The 15883-nt window shown below is 36.8% G+C and carries 18 protein-coding genes; 7 read left to right on the top strand and 11 right to left on the bottom strand.

Annotated features, from left to right (window positions below):
• The first annotated feature begins 4 nt into the window (after positions 1–4).
• The 3 genes from NDQ75_RS01730 (at position 5) to NDQ75_RS01720 (ending at position 2244) form a co-directional block, all read left to right on the top strand.
• Positions 5–1417 carry an HmuY family protein gene (locus NDQ75_RS01730; RefSeq protein ID WP_242513692.1) on the top strand — a complete coding sequence of 471 codons (1413 nt, stop codon included), beginning with the start codon at positions 5–7 and terminating at the stop codon, positions 1415–1417.
• 1 nt (position 1418) lies between these two features.
• Positions 1419–1865 (top strand): DoxX family membrane protein, encoded by a 447-nt coding sequence (locus NDQ75_RS01725; RefSeq protein ID WP_202029042.1) that lies wholly within the window; start codon positions 1419–1421, stop codon positions 1863–1865.
• Between the two features lie 100 nt (positions 1866–1965).
• Positions 1966–2244 (top strand): hypothetical protein, encoded by a 279-nt coding sequence (locus NDQ75_RS01720; protein ID WP_202029041.1) that lies wholly within the window; start codon positions 1966–1968, stop codon positions 2242–2244.
• Here NDQ75_RS01720 and NDQ75_RS01715 read toward each other — a convergent pair.
• From NDQ75_RS01715 to gcvP, 4 genes are all read right to left on the bottom strand, one after another.
• Positions 2241–3092 (bottom strand): glycosyltransferase family 2 protein, encoded by an 852-nt coding sequence (locus tag NDQ75_RS01715; RefSeq protein ID WP_202029040.1) that lies wholly within the window; start codon positions 3090–3092, stop codon positions 2241–2243. The two genes, NDQ75_RS01720 and NDQ75_RS01715, sit on opposite strands and share 4 nt — an antisense overlap.
• A complete protein-coding gene (locus NDQ75_RS01710; protein WP_202029039.1) occupies positions 3092–3619 on the bottom strand; it encodes a methyltransferase domain-containing protein in 528 nt (175 codons plus the stop codon). The genes NDQ75_RS01715 and NDQ75_RS01710 overlap by 1 nt, the downstream gene beginning before the upstream one ends.
• A 1-nt stretch (position 3620) precedes the next feature.
• Entirely contained in the window at positions 3621–4679 is a 1059-nt protein-coding gene (locus tag NDQ75_RS01705) for a 3-oxoacyl-ACP synthase III family protein (RefSeq protein WP_202029038.1), read from the bottom strand.
• A 181-nt stretch (positions 4680–4860) separates the two neighbouring features.
• Positions 4861–7710: an aminomethyl-transferring glycine dehydrogenase gene (gene gcvP, locus NDQ75_RS01700; protein WP_202029037.1), complete on the bottom strand. Its 2850-nt coding sequence runs from the start codon at positions 7708–7710 to the stop codon at positions 4861–4863.
• A 233-nt stretch (positions 7711–7943) separates the two neighbouring features.
• Between gcvP and NDQ75_RS01695 the strand changes: the two genes are divergently transcribed.
• The gene (locus NDQ75_RS01695; protein ID WP_202029036.1) at positions 7944–8759 is read left to right on the top strand and encodes a UbiA prenyltransferase family protein; all 816 of its coding nucleotides are present in this window, start codon (positions 7944–7946) and stop codon (positions 8757–8759) included.
• Here the strand turns inward: NDQ75_RS01695 and NDQ75_RS01690 are convergent.
• The gene (locus tag NDQ75_RS01690) at positions 8756–9010 is read right to left on the bottom strand and encodes a hypothetical protein (RefSeq protein ID WP_202029035.1); all 255 of its coding nucleotides are present in this window, start codon (positions 9008–9010) and stop codon (positions 8756–8758) included. The genes NDQ75_RS01695 and NDQ75_RS01690 overlap by 4 nt on opposite strands.
• The gene (locus NDQ75_RS01685) at positions 9007–9567 is read right to left on the bottom strand and encodes a sigma-70 family RNA polymerase sigma factor (protein WP_202029132.1); all 561 of its coding nucleotides are present in this window, start codon (positions 9565–9567) and stop codon (positions 9007–9009) included. Before NDQ75_RS01685 ends, NDQ75_RS01690 begins: the two co-directional genes overlap by 4 nt.
• A gap of 96 nt (positions 9568–9663) precedes the next feature.
• Here NDQ75_RS01685 and NDQ75_RS01680 point away from each other — a divergent pair, with 96 nt between their 5' ends.
• Positions 9664–10041: a rhodanese-like domain-containing protein gene (locus NDQ75_RS01680; protein WP_242513691.1), complete on the top strand. Its 378-nt coding sequence runs from the start codon at positions 9664–9666 to the stop codon at positions 10039–10041.
• 81 nt (positions 10042–10122) lie between these two features.
• On the opposite strand, the gene NDQ75_RS01675 is transcribed toward NDQ75_RS01680, so the two are convergent.
• Both NDQ75_RS01675 and NDQ75_RS01670 read right to left on the bottom strand, forming a co-directional pair.
• Entirely contained in the window at positions 10123–11088 is a 966-nt protein-coding gene (locus tag NDQ75_RS01675) for a sugar phosphate isomerase/epimerase family protein (protein ID WP_202029034.1), read from the bottom strand.
• Between the two features lie 185 nt (positions 11089–11273).
• On the bottom strand, positions 11274–11675 hold the full coding sequence (locus NDQ75_RS01670; protein WP_202029033.1) for a VOC family protein: 402 nt from the start codon (positions 11673–11675) through the stop codon (positions 11274–11276).
• Positions 11676–11917: 242 nt separating this feature from the next.
• Here NDQ75_RS01670 and NDQ75_RS01665 point away from each other — a divergent pair, with 242 nt between their 5' ends.
• Positions 11918–13300: an alpha/beta hydrolase gene (locus tag NDQ75_RS01665; protein ID WP_202029032.1), complete on the top strand. Its 1383-nt coding sequence runs from the start codon at positions 11918–11920 to the stop codon at positions 13298–13300.
• A 33-nt stretch (positions 13301–13333) separates the two neighbouring features.
• Entirely contained in the window at positions 13334–14068 is a 735-nt protein-coding gene (locus tag NDQ75_RS01660) for a class I SAM-dependent methyltransferase (RefSeq protein WP_202029031.1), read from the top strand.
• Here the strand turns inward: NDQ75_RS01660 and NDQ75_RS01655 are convergent, their stop codons facing one another.
• From NDQ75_RS01655 to NDQ75_RS01645, 3 genes are all read right to left on the bottom strand, one after another.
• A complete protein-coding gene (locus NDQ75_RS01655; protein WP_251762017.1) occupies positions 14069–14416 on the bottom strand; it encodes a MepB family protein in 348 nt (115 codons plus the stop codon). It lies immediately after the preceding gene.
• The gene (locus tag NDQ75_RS01650) at positions 14413–14583 is read right to left on the bottom strand and encodes a hypothetical protein (protein WP_242513690.1); all 171 of its coding nucleotides are present in this window, start codon (positions 14581–14583) and stop codon (positions 14413–14415) included. Before NDQ75_RS01650 ends, NDQ75_RS01655 begins: the two co-directional genes overlap by 4 nt.
• 78 nt (positions 14584–14661) lie before the next feature.
• Positions 14662–15864, bottom strand: a complete 1203-nt coding sequence (locus NDQ75_RS01645) for an MDR family MFS transporter (protein ID WP_202029030.1) — start codon at positions 15862–15864, stop codon at positions 14662–14664.
• Positions 15865–15883 lie beyond the last annotated feature (19 nt).

Here is a 15883-nt window from a genome sequence, read left to right as displayed (position 1 = left end):
AATCATGAGAAGAACACTATTATTTGGAAAAATCATCATGGCGCTATTACTGTTTTCTTGCAGTAGCGACGACGATGCTGGAGAAGCACAACCTTTCGTGGCTGCTTTTGAAAATCCTTCCGTAAGTTTTACTGCGGAAGATACAGATAAAGAAATTACCTTGGTTTATTCTAAAACGGCTACTGAAGCGGGAACAGCCACTATAAGTTATACTTCAGTGAACGCTGAATATGGTACACATTTTATTACGTCTCCTTCCGGAGAAAATGGAATCTTGGAGGTACCTTTAACAGCCGGCAGTAATTCTGCTACATTCAACTTTACGAAACTACAAAACCCTGTTGAAGGAACAGAAATGTCTGTGACCTTTAAACTGGATGCTGTGTCCAATACCAACAGTTCCCTTCAGGGAAATACTACCTTGGCGGTTAGTTTTACAGAATCTGCTGCTCTGGGTGGAGTCTTGTCACCAGAGGTTGGCGGTCCAAATCAACCCAATCAGGTATATGTCGATTTAAGTTCGCAAACACAAACTACGGTCAAGCGAGATACTTGGGACCTAGGTTTCTATAGCGGAGAAGATTTTAGGGTAGTTTTGAATGGGTCTCTTTACATGGCGGCGAAGGAATTAGAATCCACTGATATAGATGCCATTTCCGAAGCTGATGTAACAGCATTTCAGTCGGCAGTAGCGGTTGGAACCTTTAGCGCAGAAAGTGCTGATTATATAGATGATCCTTCAGGGAATATAAGAGAAACTGCTATTGCCGAAATTTCTGAAACAGCTTCGGAAAATAAAGTGTATCTGGTAAACCTTGGAAGTGCCATTGGTACCGAAACACCCGAGAAAGGTGGTATTGATATTACGGATGATTCCCGAGGCTGGAAAAAAATTAGAGTGCTTCGTCAAGGGAATGATTATGTTTTGCAGTATGCAGATTTAAATGCAACTACTCATAACGAAGTTGTAATTGATAAGAATGAAGATTACAATTTTACTTTTTTCAGTTTTAATACAAATGAAGAAACGACAGTTGAGCCGGAAAAGACAAAATGGGATCTAAACTTTACGGTTTTTACAAATATAATACAGGGTTATGGTGCGTATGGCTATGCCGATTTTGTGGCTACCAATTTAAAGGCGGGGGCAAAGGCATATCAGGTGAATGCGGCTGATTTCTCTTATGAAAACTTTTCTGCGGAAGATATTATAGAAGCCAACCTTATTGAAGATCAAAGAGGAATTGGAAGTGACTGGAGAAATGGAGGCGGTCCAAATACTTTACCTTCTTTAAAAGAGGATGTGTTTTTTGTCCTAAAAGATTCCGACGGAAATTACTATAAAATTCGCTTTACGGCCTTGTTGAGTGAAAGCGGTGAACGTGGATATCCAAAATTTGAATATAAATTGTTGTAATATGAAAACTGTAAACATTCTATTTATAATACTTCGTCTTGTTTTAGGCGGACTTATGGTGTATGGTGGCATTAATAAGTTTGAAAAGCCCAGTCCAACGCCTGTAGAGGTAGTGGAAAAAGCCGAAAAATTCACTCAACCGGATAAAGAAAGTACGTTGCAAAAAATATTGTATATCAGCGGAGCAAAACAAACAGGCTATTTTTGGCAAGTTTTAGGTATCTGCGAAATTTTATTCGGGTTGTTGCTTCTTTTTCAGGGAACTAGTTTTGTGGGAGCTCTCTTTTTGTTGCCCATAACGTTACATATTTTCTTATTTCATTATTTTTTAGAGCCCGAAGAAATGGGAGAGCTTCTAAAAACAGCTGCGCTATTCCTAATTAATATAGCTTTAGTATTAAAAGAATACAGTAAGTGGAAACATTTACTTTGGATAAAGCCTATTTAGGCGAAAGAAATTTAATTGGCGACCTGCTAATTAAATGTTTAGTTTATTCATTTATTCACGTGGTTAAGAGGTGCTTTTATTACAAAGCACCTCTTTTTTCATGATAGAACTGTATATCCCTGTCAGGGAAAAGTATATTTTAATGAAGGAACTGTATATTCTCGTCAGGGAAAACTATATTTTAACGAGGGAACTATATAATCTTGTCAGGGAAATTTATATTTTAATGAGGGAACTATATATTCTTGTCATGGCAAACTATATTTTAACGAGGGAACTGTATATTCTTGTCATGGAAAAGTATATTTTAACAAGGGAACTCTATATTCCTGTCAGGGAAAAGTATATTCTCACGGGGGAACTGTATATACCTCTCTAAAAAAGCTTTTGCCTGATATTTTTCCAGCGATAAGCCCTTATAAAACTTCCTTCTTCTTCAGTAACAATAAAAGGGTTGCTTTTCTTTTTGGCATTAAAATAACCAGTCATATTATCATTAAAAATAGAAGACTTCTTATATTTTAAAGCCATTTTTAAAGAAGCAATGCAGGTTATAAAAAAACCATACCGCATGCCGTACATGGCTTCTCCTTGAAGAAGTTTTGCTTTTTTATTGTAGGATTTCCCAGTGGGGCGGAGGTGTTTTACCTGAAGATTGTCGTTTGTAGATATTTCATATCCGTGGTATTTTGCCAACAATTCGTCCACGGTGTCCCAGCCCATGGCTGGTTTTAATCCGCCTATGGCGTTGAAACAGTCTCTGGAATAAGCTTTAAAAGCACCGCGCACGTGATCGTTATTCATGGGGTGATTACGTTCCCAATCACCATTTTCATTTGTTTCATAAACAAAACCTCCAGCGATACCAACGGCTTTATTTTTACCAAAAGTTTGGGCGATAGTTTCAAAATATTCTACAGGAAGAATAAGATCTGCGTCTAATTTTACTATAAAATCGTATTTATCGTCAAGTAGGGCGAGTCCTTTGTTAAAAGCATTTACCACCTTGCTCCCTGGCATATGTTCGGTAGAGGATTGGGTGTTATATTTTTCAATAAAGCCATATTCGTTGGCAAAAGCATCAATGATGGCTTCGGTACCATCTGTAGAATTATCATTCACCACAATCACTTTTTTGGGAAGTAGCGTTTGCAAGACTAAACTCTCCAAACAAAGATTGATGAAATCTTCTTCGTTATGCGCAGGTATAACTACATAATAGTCCATTATTGCTTTTTTCTTTCAGCATACACAATATAATAACGAGGGGTAAAACTGCGAAGAAGAGGCCTTATGCCTATTTTTTTAACAGGGTTTGTCCATTTGTCGCGTTTTTTTATTTCCCAACCTGCTTTTTCCAGAAGCCAATCAAATTGCCAATCTTCAAATTCATGGTAATGTTGATCCCATTTATCCGTTTTACTGCGGTAAGCAGGGGAAAACCACAAACGTAGAGGGATGGAGGCTATCAGTTTATCAGATTTTATTTCCCTTAAAACGTTGAAAGGCGCCAATAGATGTTCAAAAATTTCAAAAGCGGTTACCACTTCCGCATCAGAATTAATAACTGTTGAAAAATCAATATCGAGATCTTCCCCTTTTGTGTTTTCAACTTGATATCCACGTTCCTGCATAATTTTACTGAAAGGATTTTCTACCCCTAAATCAAGAATAGAAGTGGGTTTGGGAACGGATGATTCTAAGAATTCTATGGTCTTTTTATAGCGTTTGTTAGGGAAGCTATTTTCGTACATATTATATTTTATAAACGAGCGCGTTGATATTCATTCCTGCGCCTACACTTGCAAATATAACAACATCTCCTTTATTTACTTCTTGATTTTTTATGAATCCTTTTCTTACTGAATCGAATAGAGTAGGGATGGTTGCTACGGAACTATTTCCCATTTCGTGAATGTTCATAGGCATAATTCCGTTTGGAACAGACATTTTATAAAGTCTGAAGAAACGTTTAAGGATGGCTTCATCCATTTTTTCGTTGGCTTGGTGGATAAACACTTTTTTTACGTCTTCTATTGCAACCCCGCTTCTGTCCAAACATTCTTTCATAGCATTGGGTACATGGGTAACGGCAAATTCATAAATTTTCCTACCGTACATTTTGATGTACTTAGTATTATCTAGTTGGTCCTTATCGTACGATTTACCCATGAAAAGATAATGAGCTTCCTCTGCTGCGTAGGTAGCTGATTGATGCGCTAACAATCCGCCTTCTTCACTTGTCGCTTCAATAATCGTAGCGCCAGCTCCGTCAGCATAAATCATAGAATCACGGTCGTTGTTATCCACTACTCTGGAAAGGGTTTCTGCCCCAATAACCAAACATTTTTTAGCTATGCCAGCTTTAATAAATGCGTTCGCTTGTACAACACCCTCTAGCCAACCAGGGCAACCAAACAAAACATCATAGCCTACACATGCTGGATTTTTAATTTGCAGTGCATTTTTTACACGGGAAGCAATGCTGGGGACACAATCCGTTTGGGTAGAACCTTTTTCTACATCACCGAAGTTATGGGCAACAATTATGTAATCCAATGTCTCTTTATCAATGCCAGCATCCTCAATTGCTTTTTCAGCAGCTAAGAAAGCAATATCAGAAGTAGTGTATTCATCTTTTACATACCTTCTATTTTCAATTCCAGTAATGGCTTTGAACTTTTCAATTATGATTTCGTTGGTGGTATCAAAAGTGCTTCCATCAGCATTTAGGAATACATTTTTTAAAAAGGATTGGTTCCCAGTAATTTCTGAAGGAATATAAGACCCCGTACCAGTGATTTTTATGTTCATTTAGCTTGAATTTGATCAAAGGTACAGTAACTTCCTTAAATATTATGCGTGCATAGTTTTTTTTACGATGTCCAGTATTGTTTTTATGACTTATAAAAGCATGAAGATGGATAAAGAAAAGGCTCTGTTGAATTTTCAAAATTCCAACAGAGCCTTTATATACTGATTATTTGTGGTTTTTCTAAGCTTCTATATAATCTTCAATAGGAGCGCAGGTACACATTAAATTACGATCTCCATAGGCTTCATCAACACGTCTTACGGTAGGCCAAAACTTATTATCGGCAATATAATCCATAGGAAATGCCGCTTTTTCCCTTGAATAAGGAAAATCCCAGTTGGAAGACGTCAACATTTTTAACGTATGAGGCGCATTTTTCAAAACATTATTTGTATCGCCTTCTTCCAATTCTTCAATTTCTTTTGTTATGGCAATTAAAGCATCACAAAAACGGTCTAACTCTGCTAGGTTTTCACTTTCCGTAGGCTCAATCATCATTGTTCCTGCCACTGGGAAAGAAACCGTAGGCGCATGGAATCCGTAGTCGATAAGTCTTTTGGCAATATCGGTAACCTCAATACCTTTTGCTTTAAATGGGCGACAATCGATTATCATTTCGTGGGCAGCTCTTCCTTTTTCTCCTGTATACAATACATCAAAAGAACCGCTCAATCTGCTTTTAATATAGTTTGCGTTTAAAATTGCTGTGCTTGTAACTTGTTTCAAGCCTTTAGCACCAAGCATTTTAATGTATCCGTAGGAAATCAAACAAACCAATGAGCTTCCCCATGGCGCTGCTGAAATCGCATCGATAGCATTTTCTCCACCGGTTTTTATAACAGGATTGGAAGGTAAGAACTGAACCAAATGTGCGGCTACACAAATAGGGCCAACACCAGGGCCTCCACCACCATGCGGGATGGCAAATGTTTTATGAAGATTCAAGTGACAAACGTCGGCTCCAATAGTTGCCGGATTTGTAAGTCCTACCTGAGCATTCATGTTTGCACCGTCCATATAAACTTGTCCGCCGTTATCATGAATAATTTGGGTAATTTCTTTAATGGAAGATTCAAAAACCCCGTGTGTTGAAGGATAAGTAACCATTAAAGCAGCCAAATCTTCTTTGTGCTTTTCTGCTTTTTCGCGTAGATCTTCAACATCGATATTCCCTTTGTCGTCGGTTTTTGTAACCACCACTTTCATTCCAGCCAATACTGCAGAAGCTGGATTGGTTCCGTGAGCGGAAGCAGGTATCAAACAAATGTTTCGATGAGATTCATTACGGGATTCGTGATACGCACGAATTACCATTAGTCCTGCATATTCTCCCTGTGCACCTGAATTTGGCTGAAGAGAAGTTCCGGCAAAACCAGTGATTACGTTAAGTTGTTCTTCAAGCGTTTTCAACACTTCTTGGTAACCTTGGGCTTGCTCTACGGGTACAAACGGGTGAATATTTCCCCATTCATCCCAACTTAAAGGTAGCATTTCCGAAGCAGCATTTAGCTTCATGGTACAAGACCCTAAAGAAATCATAGAATGGTTTAACGCCAAATCTTTACGCTCTAATTTTTTGATGTAACGCATTAAAGCGGTTTCAGAGTGGAAAGAGTTAAAAACTTCATTCTCTAAAAATGGAGATACACGTGCGGTACCGTTTAGTACAGCTGTATTTTCCATTAACTTATCAATGGTAACTGTGTTTTTTCCAGCGGCGTCAGCAAAAATCTGTACAATTTTGTTGAGGTCTTTAAGCGTAGTGGCTTCATTTAAAGAGATTGCCACTTTATCGCCATCCACATATAGAAAGTTTACATTTTCCAATTCCGCAATATGTCTAACATTTTGTGCATCGGCTTTAACCAAAATAGTATCGAAATACGACTCGTTTAGTTGCTCATAACCTAATTCAGAAAGCGCTTTGGAAAGCGCAATAGCAGAATTATGAACCTTATCGGCGATGTATTTTAAACCTTTTGGGCCGTGATAAACAGCATACATTCCAGCCATAACCGCCAATAAAACTTGAGCTGTACAAATGTTAGAAGTAGCTTTATCTCTTTTTATATGTTGTTCCCTAGTTTGGAGCGCCATTCGCAATGCACGGTTTCCGTCCATATCTTTTGTAACTCCAATAATTCTTCCAGGGATGTTTCTTTTATAAGCTTCTTTTGTAGCGAAATATGCTGCGTGTGGGCCACCATATCCTAACGGAATTCCAAAGCGTTGTGTAGTTCCAACTACTACTTCTGCTCCTAATTCTCCAGGAGGAGTAAGGTTTACCAAACTTAAAATATCGGCTGCAAAAGCAACTTTAATGTCATTTTTATTGGCTTCGGAAACGAATTCGCCATAATTGTAAACAGCACCGTATTTTCCTGGGTATTGAAGGAAAGCACCAAAGAATTCCTTTGAAAAATCAAAAGAAGTATGGTTGCCTACAACCAATTCAATTTCTAACGGAGCAGCGTGCGATTTTAATACCGATAAAGTCTGCGGTAAAACTTCATCTGAAACAAAAAACTTATTGATATTATTTTTCTTTTGCTCCCTACTTCTTGCACCGAAAAGCATAGACATCGCCTCTGCAGCAGCAGAACCTTCATCTAATAAAGACGCATTGGCCAATTCCATCCCAGTGAGATCGCAAATCATGGTTTGGAAGTTTAACAAAGCTTCCAATCTTCCTTGAGCGATTTCCGCTTGGTAAGGAGTGTATGCAGTGTACCATCCTGGATTTTCTAAAATATTCCTTTTGATTACTGAAGGCGTAATAGACTCGTGGTAACCAAGACCAATATAGGTTTTGTAAACACTGTTTTTGGCCGCCAGTTGTTTTAAATGGCCTAAGTACTCATGCTCTGTCATTGCCTCCGGAAGGTCTAAATCCGATTTCAATCGGATGCCATCTGGAAAGGTTTCGTAGAGTAGCTCGTCCATATTTTTAACACCAACTGTAGAAAACATGGTGCCTAAATCATCTTCTTGTGGGCCGATATGGCGGGAAATAAAAGAATCTGTTTTCATTATAACCGTCTAAAAAATGTTTTGCCCTCTGGGAGGGCTTGTTCCTTCGGTTTTATTGGCCGAAAAGAATTAATTTGTTTTCCTTTGTATACCTAGAAAATTAACTTTCAGGTAGTTGATTTTGCGCAAAAGTACACATAATTATGGTTAAAAAAAGTACTTTTAAAATGGCTTTAACTAAAGTTTTGAACACCCAATAACAGAATTAACATTTTGCTGTCTATTTTATTGAAATGAAGCTACTTAAACGCATTTTTGATTTTTATTTGGATACTAGTATTCATGTGGGTTTGAGCGTTTTTGCGTTGGCACAGGTTACCTTTTACAATTTAGGATTGCCATTTGATGATGCGTTGAGTTATGCTTTGTTTTTTGGAACTATTGTGGAGTACAGTTTTATAAAATACAGTCCGCTTGCAAAACATTATATTTTTGTAACGCAAAAGTACATTCGATCCATACAGTTATTTAGTGCAATTTGCTTTTTAGTAGCGCTGTATTTTGTGTTTCAATTACAGGCTATTACAGTTATAATCGCTTCTGTGTTGGTCCTTTTGGCCTTTTTGTATGTAGTCCCCGCTATTTCTTCAAAACAAAATTTTAGAAGTCTAAAGGGGGTGAAAATTTATATTGTTGCAATAACTTGGTCTGTTTCTACCGTAATTTTGCCATTACTGAATAGCGATTCAAAAATAGAATGGATTGGATTTCTAGAGTTTTTACAGCGCTTTTTGTTCATTATTATTTTAATGATACCTTTTGAAATCAGGGATTTAAAAGCGGATGAACCTTGGTTGCGAACACTTCCGCAGGTGCTTGGGGAGAAAGGAGTTAAGGTTTTTGGAGGGGTGTTAACTATTTTATTCTTGATTATTGCAATAGTTAAAAGCCATTTCTTCGGAATGGATAATTTAGTGGTCGAATCGATCATTAGTGGCTTGTTGGTTTTAGCAGTAGTTTTTGCTAAAAAAGAACAATCCAGCTATTTTTCAAGATTTTTCGTGGAGAGTATTTCTGTGATTTGGTGGCTGCTGTTGTGGGCTATTTAAACTTCTTGCGATTCAAGACGTTTTTTCATTTCATTTTTCTTCTCTTCATTGAGGGTTTTAATTTGAGCTTCGTTACAAAGTTTGGTGAGTGTCCCGTTACGTTTCGTGTAAGATTTTGTTGCTCGACACCATAGAAGACGAAGATTTAGTTTTAATCGTTCCCAAATACTGGCTTCGCCATATTGAACTTTATCACAAATATGCTTGGCCTCTTCGCAAGAGATAAAGAAAGTGCTTTTTTTTGTACTCATTTTTTAAACCAATTATTTTCCAAACAATCCATTAACGCAGTTCTTGCTCGATGGATAATTACCCATAAATTAGACGCGGAGATATTTAATTCTTTACAAATATCTTCGGTTTCCATTCCTTCAATCGTTTTTTTTATAAAAACATCGGCCTGTTTTTTAGGCAATTTCATTAAACATTCTTGAATGGCCACACCCAACTCTTCGTTTTGAAGCACATCTTCGGCATTCATATCAAAGGGGTCTGCTACTCGGTCTTCCAGCCAATCGCCTTCCTCTTCATTTCGATTAGAATAGCCCATTTTAACTTCGGCTTTTCCTTTTTTCGAATTAATTTTCCGATAATGATCAATAATTTTTCTTTTCAATATAGAAATCAACCAAGTACGTTCTGCGGCTTCTCCTTTAAAGTTTTTAGCCGATTTTAACCCAGCCAAAAAGGTTTCCTGTACCAAATCTTCTGCAACAATGGTATCGTTTACCCGAGAGATGGTATAGTTAAAAAGGTAGTCTGCATAGAGATCTACCCATTTGGAGGGATTAAGTTGGTTTTTGGCCACGAAGTTGTAATTTTCTTTCAAAAGTATAACAAAAAGTTTAAAAAACACGTTTGTTATTCTGTACTTTGCGGTATAACTTTTTTTTACACCAAAGGCATGAAAATAAAATATATAATATATTTCCTATTAATAATTTCAGTTCAGCAACTTACGGCTCAAGTTAATGAAATGAATATTTCTGATTTTAAATTGAAGGATACTTCAGAATCGATTTTAATCGATGTTCGAACACCAGAGGAGTTTTCTAGCGGCCATTTGAAAAACGCCCAGAATATTGATTATAAATCTGAAGATTTTGCTGAAAAAGTAAGCAAACTTACCAGGGATAAAAAGGTGTATGTTTATTGCAAAGCTGGTGGACGTAGCGCTAAAGCGTCTAAAATTCTTGACTCTTTAGGATTTAAAGATTTGGTTGACTTGCGGGGAGGTTTTGACGAATGGGAAGAAAGTGGCGGAGAAATCGTTAAAGAATGAGTGTCTTCCGGTAGAAAATAAAATAAAGAAAGCCCAAAACAACATTTTGCATTTTGGGCCTTCAATATATTCTTTTATGATTTAGGCAGATAGTTGTTTCCCAACTTTAATCAATAAATCACGGGTTGCAATGATCCCTTTTTCTTCAGATAAATTACCACCTTCGTATTCGATACCAACAAAACCTTTGTAGCCGCTGTCTTTTACCATTTTCATCATTTTTAGAAAATCGGTATGGGTTTCATTTCCTTCAGCATTAAAATCGTGAGATTTAGCACTAATAGCTTTGGCGTAAGGTAGCAATTCTTTAACGCCTTTGTAACGATCGTATTCTTCCGCACAGCTGTCTTTTCCTCGTTCAATACAGAAATTACCAAAATCGGGTAAGGTACCGCAATTTTCCATGTCAACTTTTTCCATTATCCCGGCCACCCAAGATGCGTTCGAGGAAAATCCGCCGTGGTTTTCTACAATTACATTTATATTTTCCTGAGCCGCAAATTCAGACAGTTTTTGTAAAGAGTCTATTCCTGCTTTGGCAGCCTCTTCCATTTCTTTTCCGCCACCTATATTTACACGGATAGAATGACAGCCTAAATAATTGGCAGCTTCCACCCATTTGTAATGATTTTCTACTGCTTCCAGTCTTTTTTTAGCTTCTGCATCAGCCAATTGTCCTTCCCCGTCGATCATGATAAGCACGTTTTCAACACCCTCAGATTTTGCTCTGTCATTCATTTGGTTCAAGTAAGCGGTATCTTTTGCTTTATCTCCAAAGAATTGATTTACATATTCCAAGCCTTCACATCCTAATGATTTTGCTTTGGCAGCAAATTCTAAATTATCCATTTCTCCAGATTTTAAGGCTCGGTGTAACGACCACTGTGCCAAAGAGATTTGAAAAAATAAAGCTTCGTCTTTCTTAATGGCCTCTTCAACAACTTCAGAAGTTTCTTTCTTACTTTGTTCTTTACAAGCCATAGCTCCTAAAAAGGTTAAAGCAAGGCTGGATTTGGCAGTGGTGTTTACAAATTGTCTACGTTTCATTGTTTTTTATTAGTTAGTTAATTTTCTAAACGGCTTTAAAAATATTCAATTTTATTTCGAAAAATAAAGAAATGGATGTCATTTTAGAGAATTGAAAAGTTTTTTTAACAGTTTTGTAGGTGAAATCGGAATAAAAAAAATCAGCTCGAAAGCTGATTTTAGTTTCTTTAATAAGAATGGTTAACTTATTCTTTTGCATTTACCATCCATTGAATATTGTATTTGTCGGTACATCTTCCGTAATAATCTCCCCAACTGGATTTTTCAAACGGTTGATGAACACTTCCTCCGCTACTCAGTTTTTTAAAAATCTCGGCAGCTTCGTCTTTGGAGTCTGCATCGATACTCATGTACAAATTAGAACCAGAAGTTATAGGCGTGTCTGGCGCTGCGTCGTAGGCCATAAAGTGAAAGCCTTTTCCTTTCAATTCGGCATGTTGTAGATTGTGTCTATAACTTTCAGGAATGTCGATTTTCTTGTCCTCGTAAGTCTGTTTGTTAATTACTTCGCCACCAAATATGTTTTTATAATAATTGAGTGCTTCTTCACATTGATTTTTAAATGCTAAATATGCTTGGATTTTCATAGTTGATATTTTTAAATTACTGATTTGATTCTACTTAAATATCCATATTTTACGGGAAATAAGGTGTTAAAGGATACTCAATAAAGAATATCTTAACATTTAATTGGGCTAAATTTAAAGTTTGAGGTAGTGCAATAGGGTGACTGATATAAATAAAAATTCCTCTAAGTTTAATAGATGTGTATTTTTATGAATAAATTTAATGGCAACTTTTTTGCTGAATTTACGTTTGATAAGCTTTTATGAAAAAACTGTTGATTTTATTTTTTCTGACTTCCCTTGCCTGGAGCCAAGAAAAACCTGTGTTAGGTAAAGTAACGGATGCACTTTCCATTACGCATTCCAAGGATACTTATTCGGTTTATCTTCCAACGGACTATACAAGTGATAGAAAATGGCCCGTAATTTTGGTTTTCGATCCCAATGGGAGGGGTGCTTTGGCTACTGAAAAGTTTAAGGAAGCTTCTGAAAAATATGGTTACATCATAGCTGCTTCCAATGGCGTAAAGAATAGCACTTATCAAGAGAATCTCAATATAGCTCGTAACTTTTATGCGGAAGTTTTGCAGGCTTACAGTGCAGACGAAAATAATATTTATGTCGCGGGATTTTCCGGGGGTGCCCGTTTGGCGGTGACTATTGCCGTGATTTCAAAAAATGTGAAAGGTGTAATAGCCTGTGGTGCTTCGTTCGCCAATAATGAAATGTATACTCCAAAGAAAAATAATTTCTTGTTTGTGGGAGTTGTTGGGGATGAAGATTTTAATTATCGGGAGATGAAACTTGCCGATGAATACCTTACCAAACGCAAATTTGATGCCGAGTTAGTGTTTTTCTCCGGCGGACATGTCTGGCCTCCAAAAGAAACTATTAATAAGGCGGTACGCTTGCTTACCCTTCAGTCCATGACAAGAAATATTATTCCGAGGAATGATGAAGAAATCGCTCAATTTTATGCTGAAGACCTTGCGTATAATGAAACTTTAAGAACGCAGCTGGAAATGTACCGAGCTTATAACGATTTGGACGATATGATGGAGAACTATCGTTTTTATTTTGAAAAAGACACGCTGAAAGAGCTTCAAAAAGAAATTCGGCGAACTAAACTCTATCGCTCGCAACGGAGTGACCACGCTTTCGTAAACATGGTGGAACCTAATTATTACATAGACTATGTTAATTTCTTTCCCAAGGACGTTGCTTCTGGCGAATTAAATTCTTTGTCCTATTGGGAAGGGGAAGTTACGGACATAAATAAAGAGTACATTAATTCTGCCAGTGCTGTTAAAAAGCGAATGGGTAAAAGGATTCTCAATTTTATGAAGATACTTCCCAGTGAAATGAAAACATCTTACAAAGAGCCAGAGCAGACGCAAAATTTATTGTATCTTTCTATTTATAGCACAATTGTTGACCCCACCGATTACGAATCGTACTATCCTATTTTAAAATATTCAGTGCAAAGTGGAGACTATGGAATGGCACTGTTTTACTTGGATAAAATGCTGGCAAACGGTTATAAAGATATAGAAACGTTAAGGCAACAGGACGGAATTACGCTATTGCGAATTCAACCGGAATATAATGAGTTGTTGGAATCTTACGGGTTTGATACGATGTACTAAATTTGGTGTTTAATAATCTAAAAAATGAGAGTTATGAAAGCGATGATTGATAATTTTTCTACGGAAGCTGAAAACTATGCTGCTTTTAGACCTATTTTTCCTGAAGATTTTATTTCTGAATTGGTCAAAAAAGTCCATTATTCCAAAAAAGCCTTGGATGTTGGTACGGGAAACGGACAAATAGCTAATATTTTAAAAAATAGTTTTGATCAGGTTTATGGAATCGATATCAGTGAAGAACAATTAAAAAATGCTATTCCTGCTGATAATATTGATTATCGAGTATCGCGTGCGGAACAAACCCCTTTTTACGATAACTATTTTGATTTGATTACGGTGGGGCAAGCCTTTCATTGGTTTGATTTTGAAGCTTTTTTTACGGAAGTCAAACGGATTTTAAAACCAGGCGGATTGTTGGCTATTTTTGGTTACGGACTACACAAAGGGGATGATGAATTTAACGAGAAGCTATTTCATTTTTATGAGAATGTTATTGGCGATTTTTGGGATAAAGAACGCATTTATATTGAAAAAGAATATAAAAATGTAGACTTCCCTTTTACGGAAGAAACCCTTTCAAAAGATTTTGAAATAAAAGTACGTTGGACACCCAAGCAGTTGGAAGGCTACCTGAAAAGTTGGTCTGCCGTAAAAAAATACAAAGAAAAGAATCAGAAAAATCCCGTGGATGATTTTATGGCAAAACTTACAACTAAAGAAACATATTCTTTAAAGTTCCCTGTATTTTATAGAATTGGAAGAATGTAACTATACGTCGCAGTTGTATAACTTTCTTACTGCTTTCAAATCAGTTTTTTCATTAATCTCATAAAAGTAATTTAACTGCCATTTCTGTGTTGTTGCTGCCTGTTTATTTAGCACTTTTTCCCAAATAGGGTAAACTCTAAACCCTCTTTTCCCATCCTTTTTTTCAGAGGTTACATAACCTTTGTTAATTAATTCGGATTTCGGGAATACAAATTGTCCGAAACGATTTTCCGATTTTATATTAATTACGTAAAAATCAAATTGGTCATTTTCAGAATAGGGCTCTGTTTTTCCATTTGGATTTCGTTTCCAAAATGTGACGAATTGGCCAACTTTTTTAGGTGTTATTTTGAGCTTCTAGAAATAATTTTCAACCCATTAAGCTCAAATTGGCAAGCATCATATTCGGTTCCTTCAACTTCATTATTTATTTTAGAAATTTCGAGAGAAAGTTTATCGTAAATTTCAGTTTTAACATCAATAAGTTTTTGGTTTAGTGTTTCCTTTTCTACCATTAGTCAATAATTATCTCTTATGTTGAAGGCTCTCGCCGTTATTTTTTGCATTAAACTGAATAGCTATTCTCCATATTTTTAATTTTCCATAGCAAGTTTTCTTTTTAAGTACATTAAAAGCAAACAACCCAATATACCCAAAACAACCATAAAATACCATGTAAACTCAAAACCGAACATGTCGATTAAGTGAAAACCGGAATTATGGGCAAGAATATGGGAAAAGGAAAAGGCAATGCTGTACAATGCTAAATACTCCCCCTGATTGCCGCGTTTGGCACGTTTTAGTGCAAAAGCATTGGAAAAAGGAAATACCAACATTTCCCCGAAGCTCATCAAAATCATTCCAACGATAAGTATTCCTAAAAACGGGAACATGTTTAGCACCAAAAAGCTTAGGAATGTTAAAATCAATCCGAAGATAACGCTGGATAAGGATGTCCATGACTTTTTCTCGAAATACTGCACGAGGGGCATTTCAAAAATAAATACCAACAAGCCATTAAAGGCCAATAACAATCCAATTTCATCTTCCGTCAAGGCAAATATTTCCTTGTAATAAAGTGGAACGGTAGAGAAATACTGTAAGAATATAAATCCGAAGATAATCATGGCGATAAAGAATATCCAGTACAAAAAATCGGAGTAAGCAGAAGTGGGATTGTCATTTTTAACTTCATCCAAAACTCTTGCTTTTTTCGGATTGAGAACATTTAGCAATAATATTCCGGCAAAGAAGCATGTAATCCCGTCCACCCAAAAAAGTCCGTCGTAACTTATGTTGGTAATGATGAGTCCGCCAATGGCAGGTCCAGCCGAAAAGCCTAAGTTAATGGCTAAGCGGATTAACGTTACCGAACGGGTCTTATTTTCGGGTTTGCTGTAGGCACTTAATGCCACAAACACCGCAGGGCGAAACATATCCGCCACTAACATAACCAGGAAAATTCCTAAGCAAAGACTCCAAAAAGAAGTGAAAAACTGCAGCAATACAAAGAAAAGGGCAGAAGAAAGTAAACTGAATGCCATTATTTTATAATAACCAATCCTGTCTGTCAATTTTCCGCCAATCCAAGAACCCACCACCGAACCGAGTCCAAAACAGCTCATTATCCAGCCTACTTCCGCCAAGCTGAAGTTTAAAGATTGCGTAAGATAAAGCGATAAAAACGGTATAACCATGGTGCCGGCACGGTTAATTAAAGTGATAAGCGCAAGCCACCAAACCTCTTTAGAGAGGCCTTGAAAGGATGAAATATATCCAAAGTATAGTTTCTTCATTTGGACGAAAGGTTGATTA

This window comes from Galbibacter mesophilus (assembly GCF_023721415.1).
Classification (GTDB): Bacteria; Bacteroidota; Bacteroidia; order Flavobacteriales; family Flavobacteriaceae; genus Galbibacter; species Galbibacter mesophilus.
Note: the sequence above shows the minus strand (reverse complement) of the source record. Positions and strands in the feature narration are given on the sequence as shown.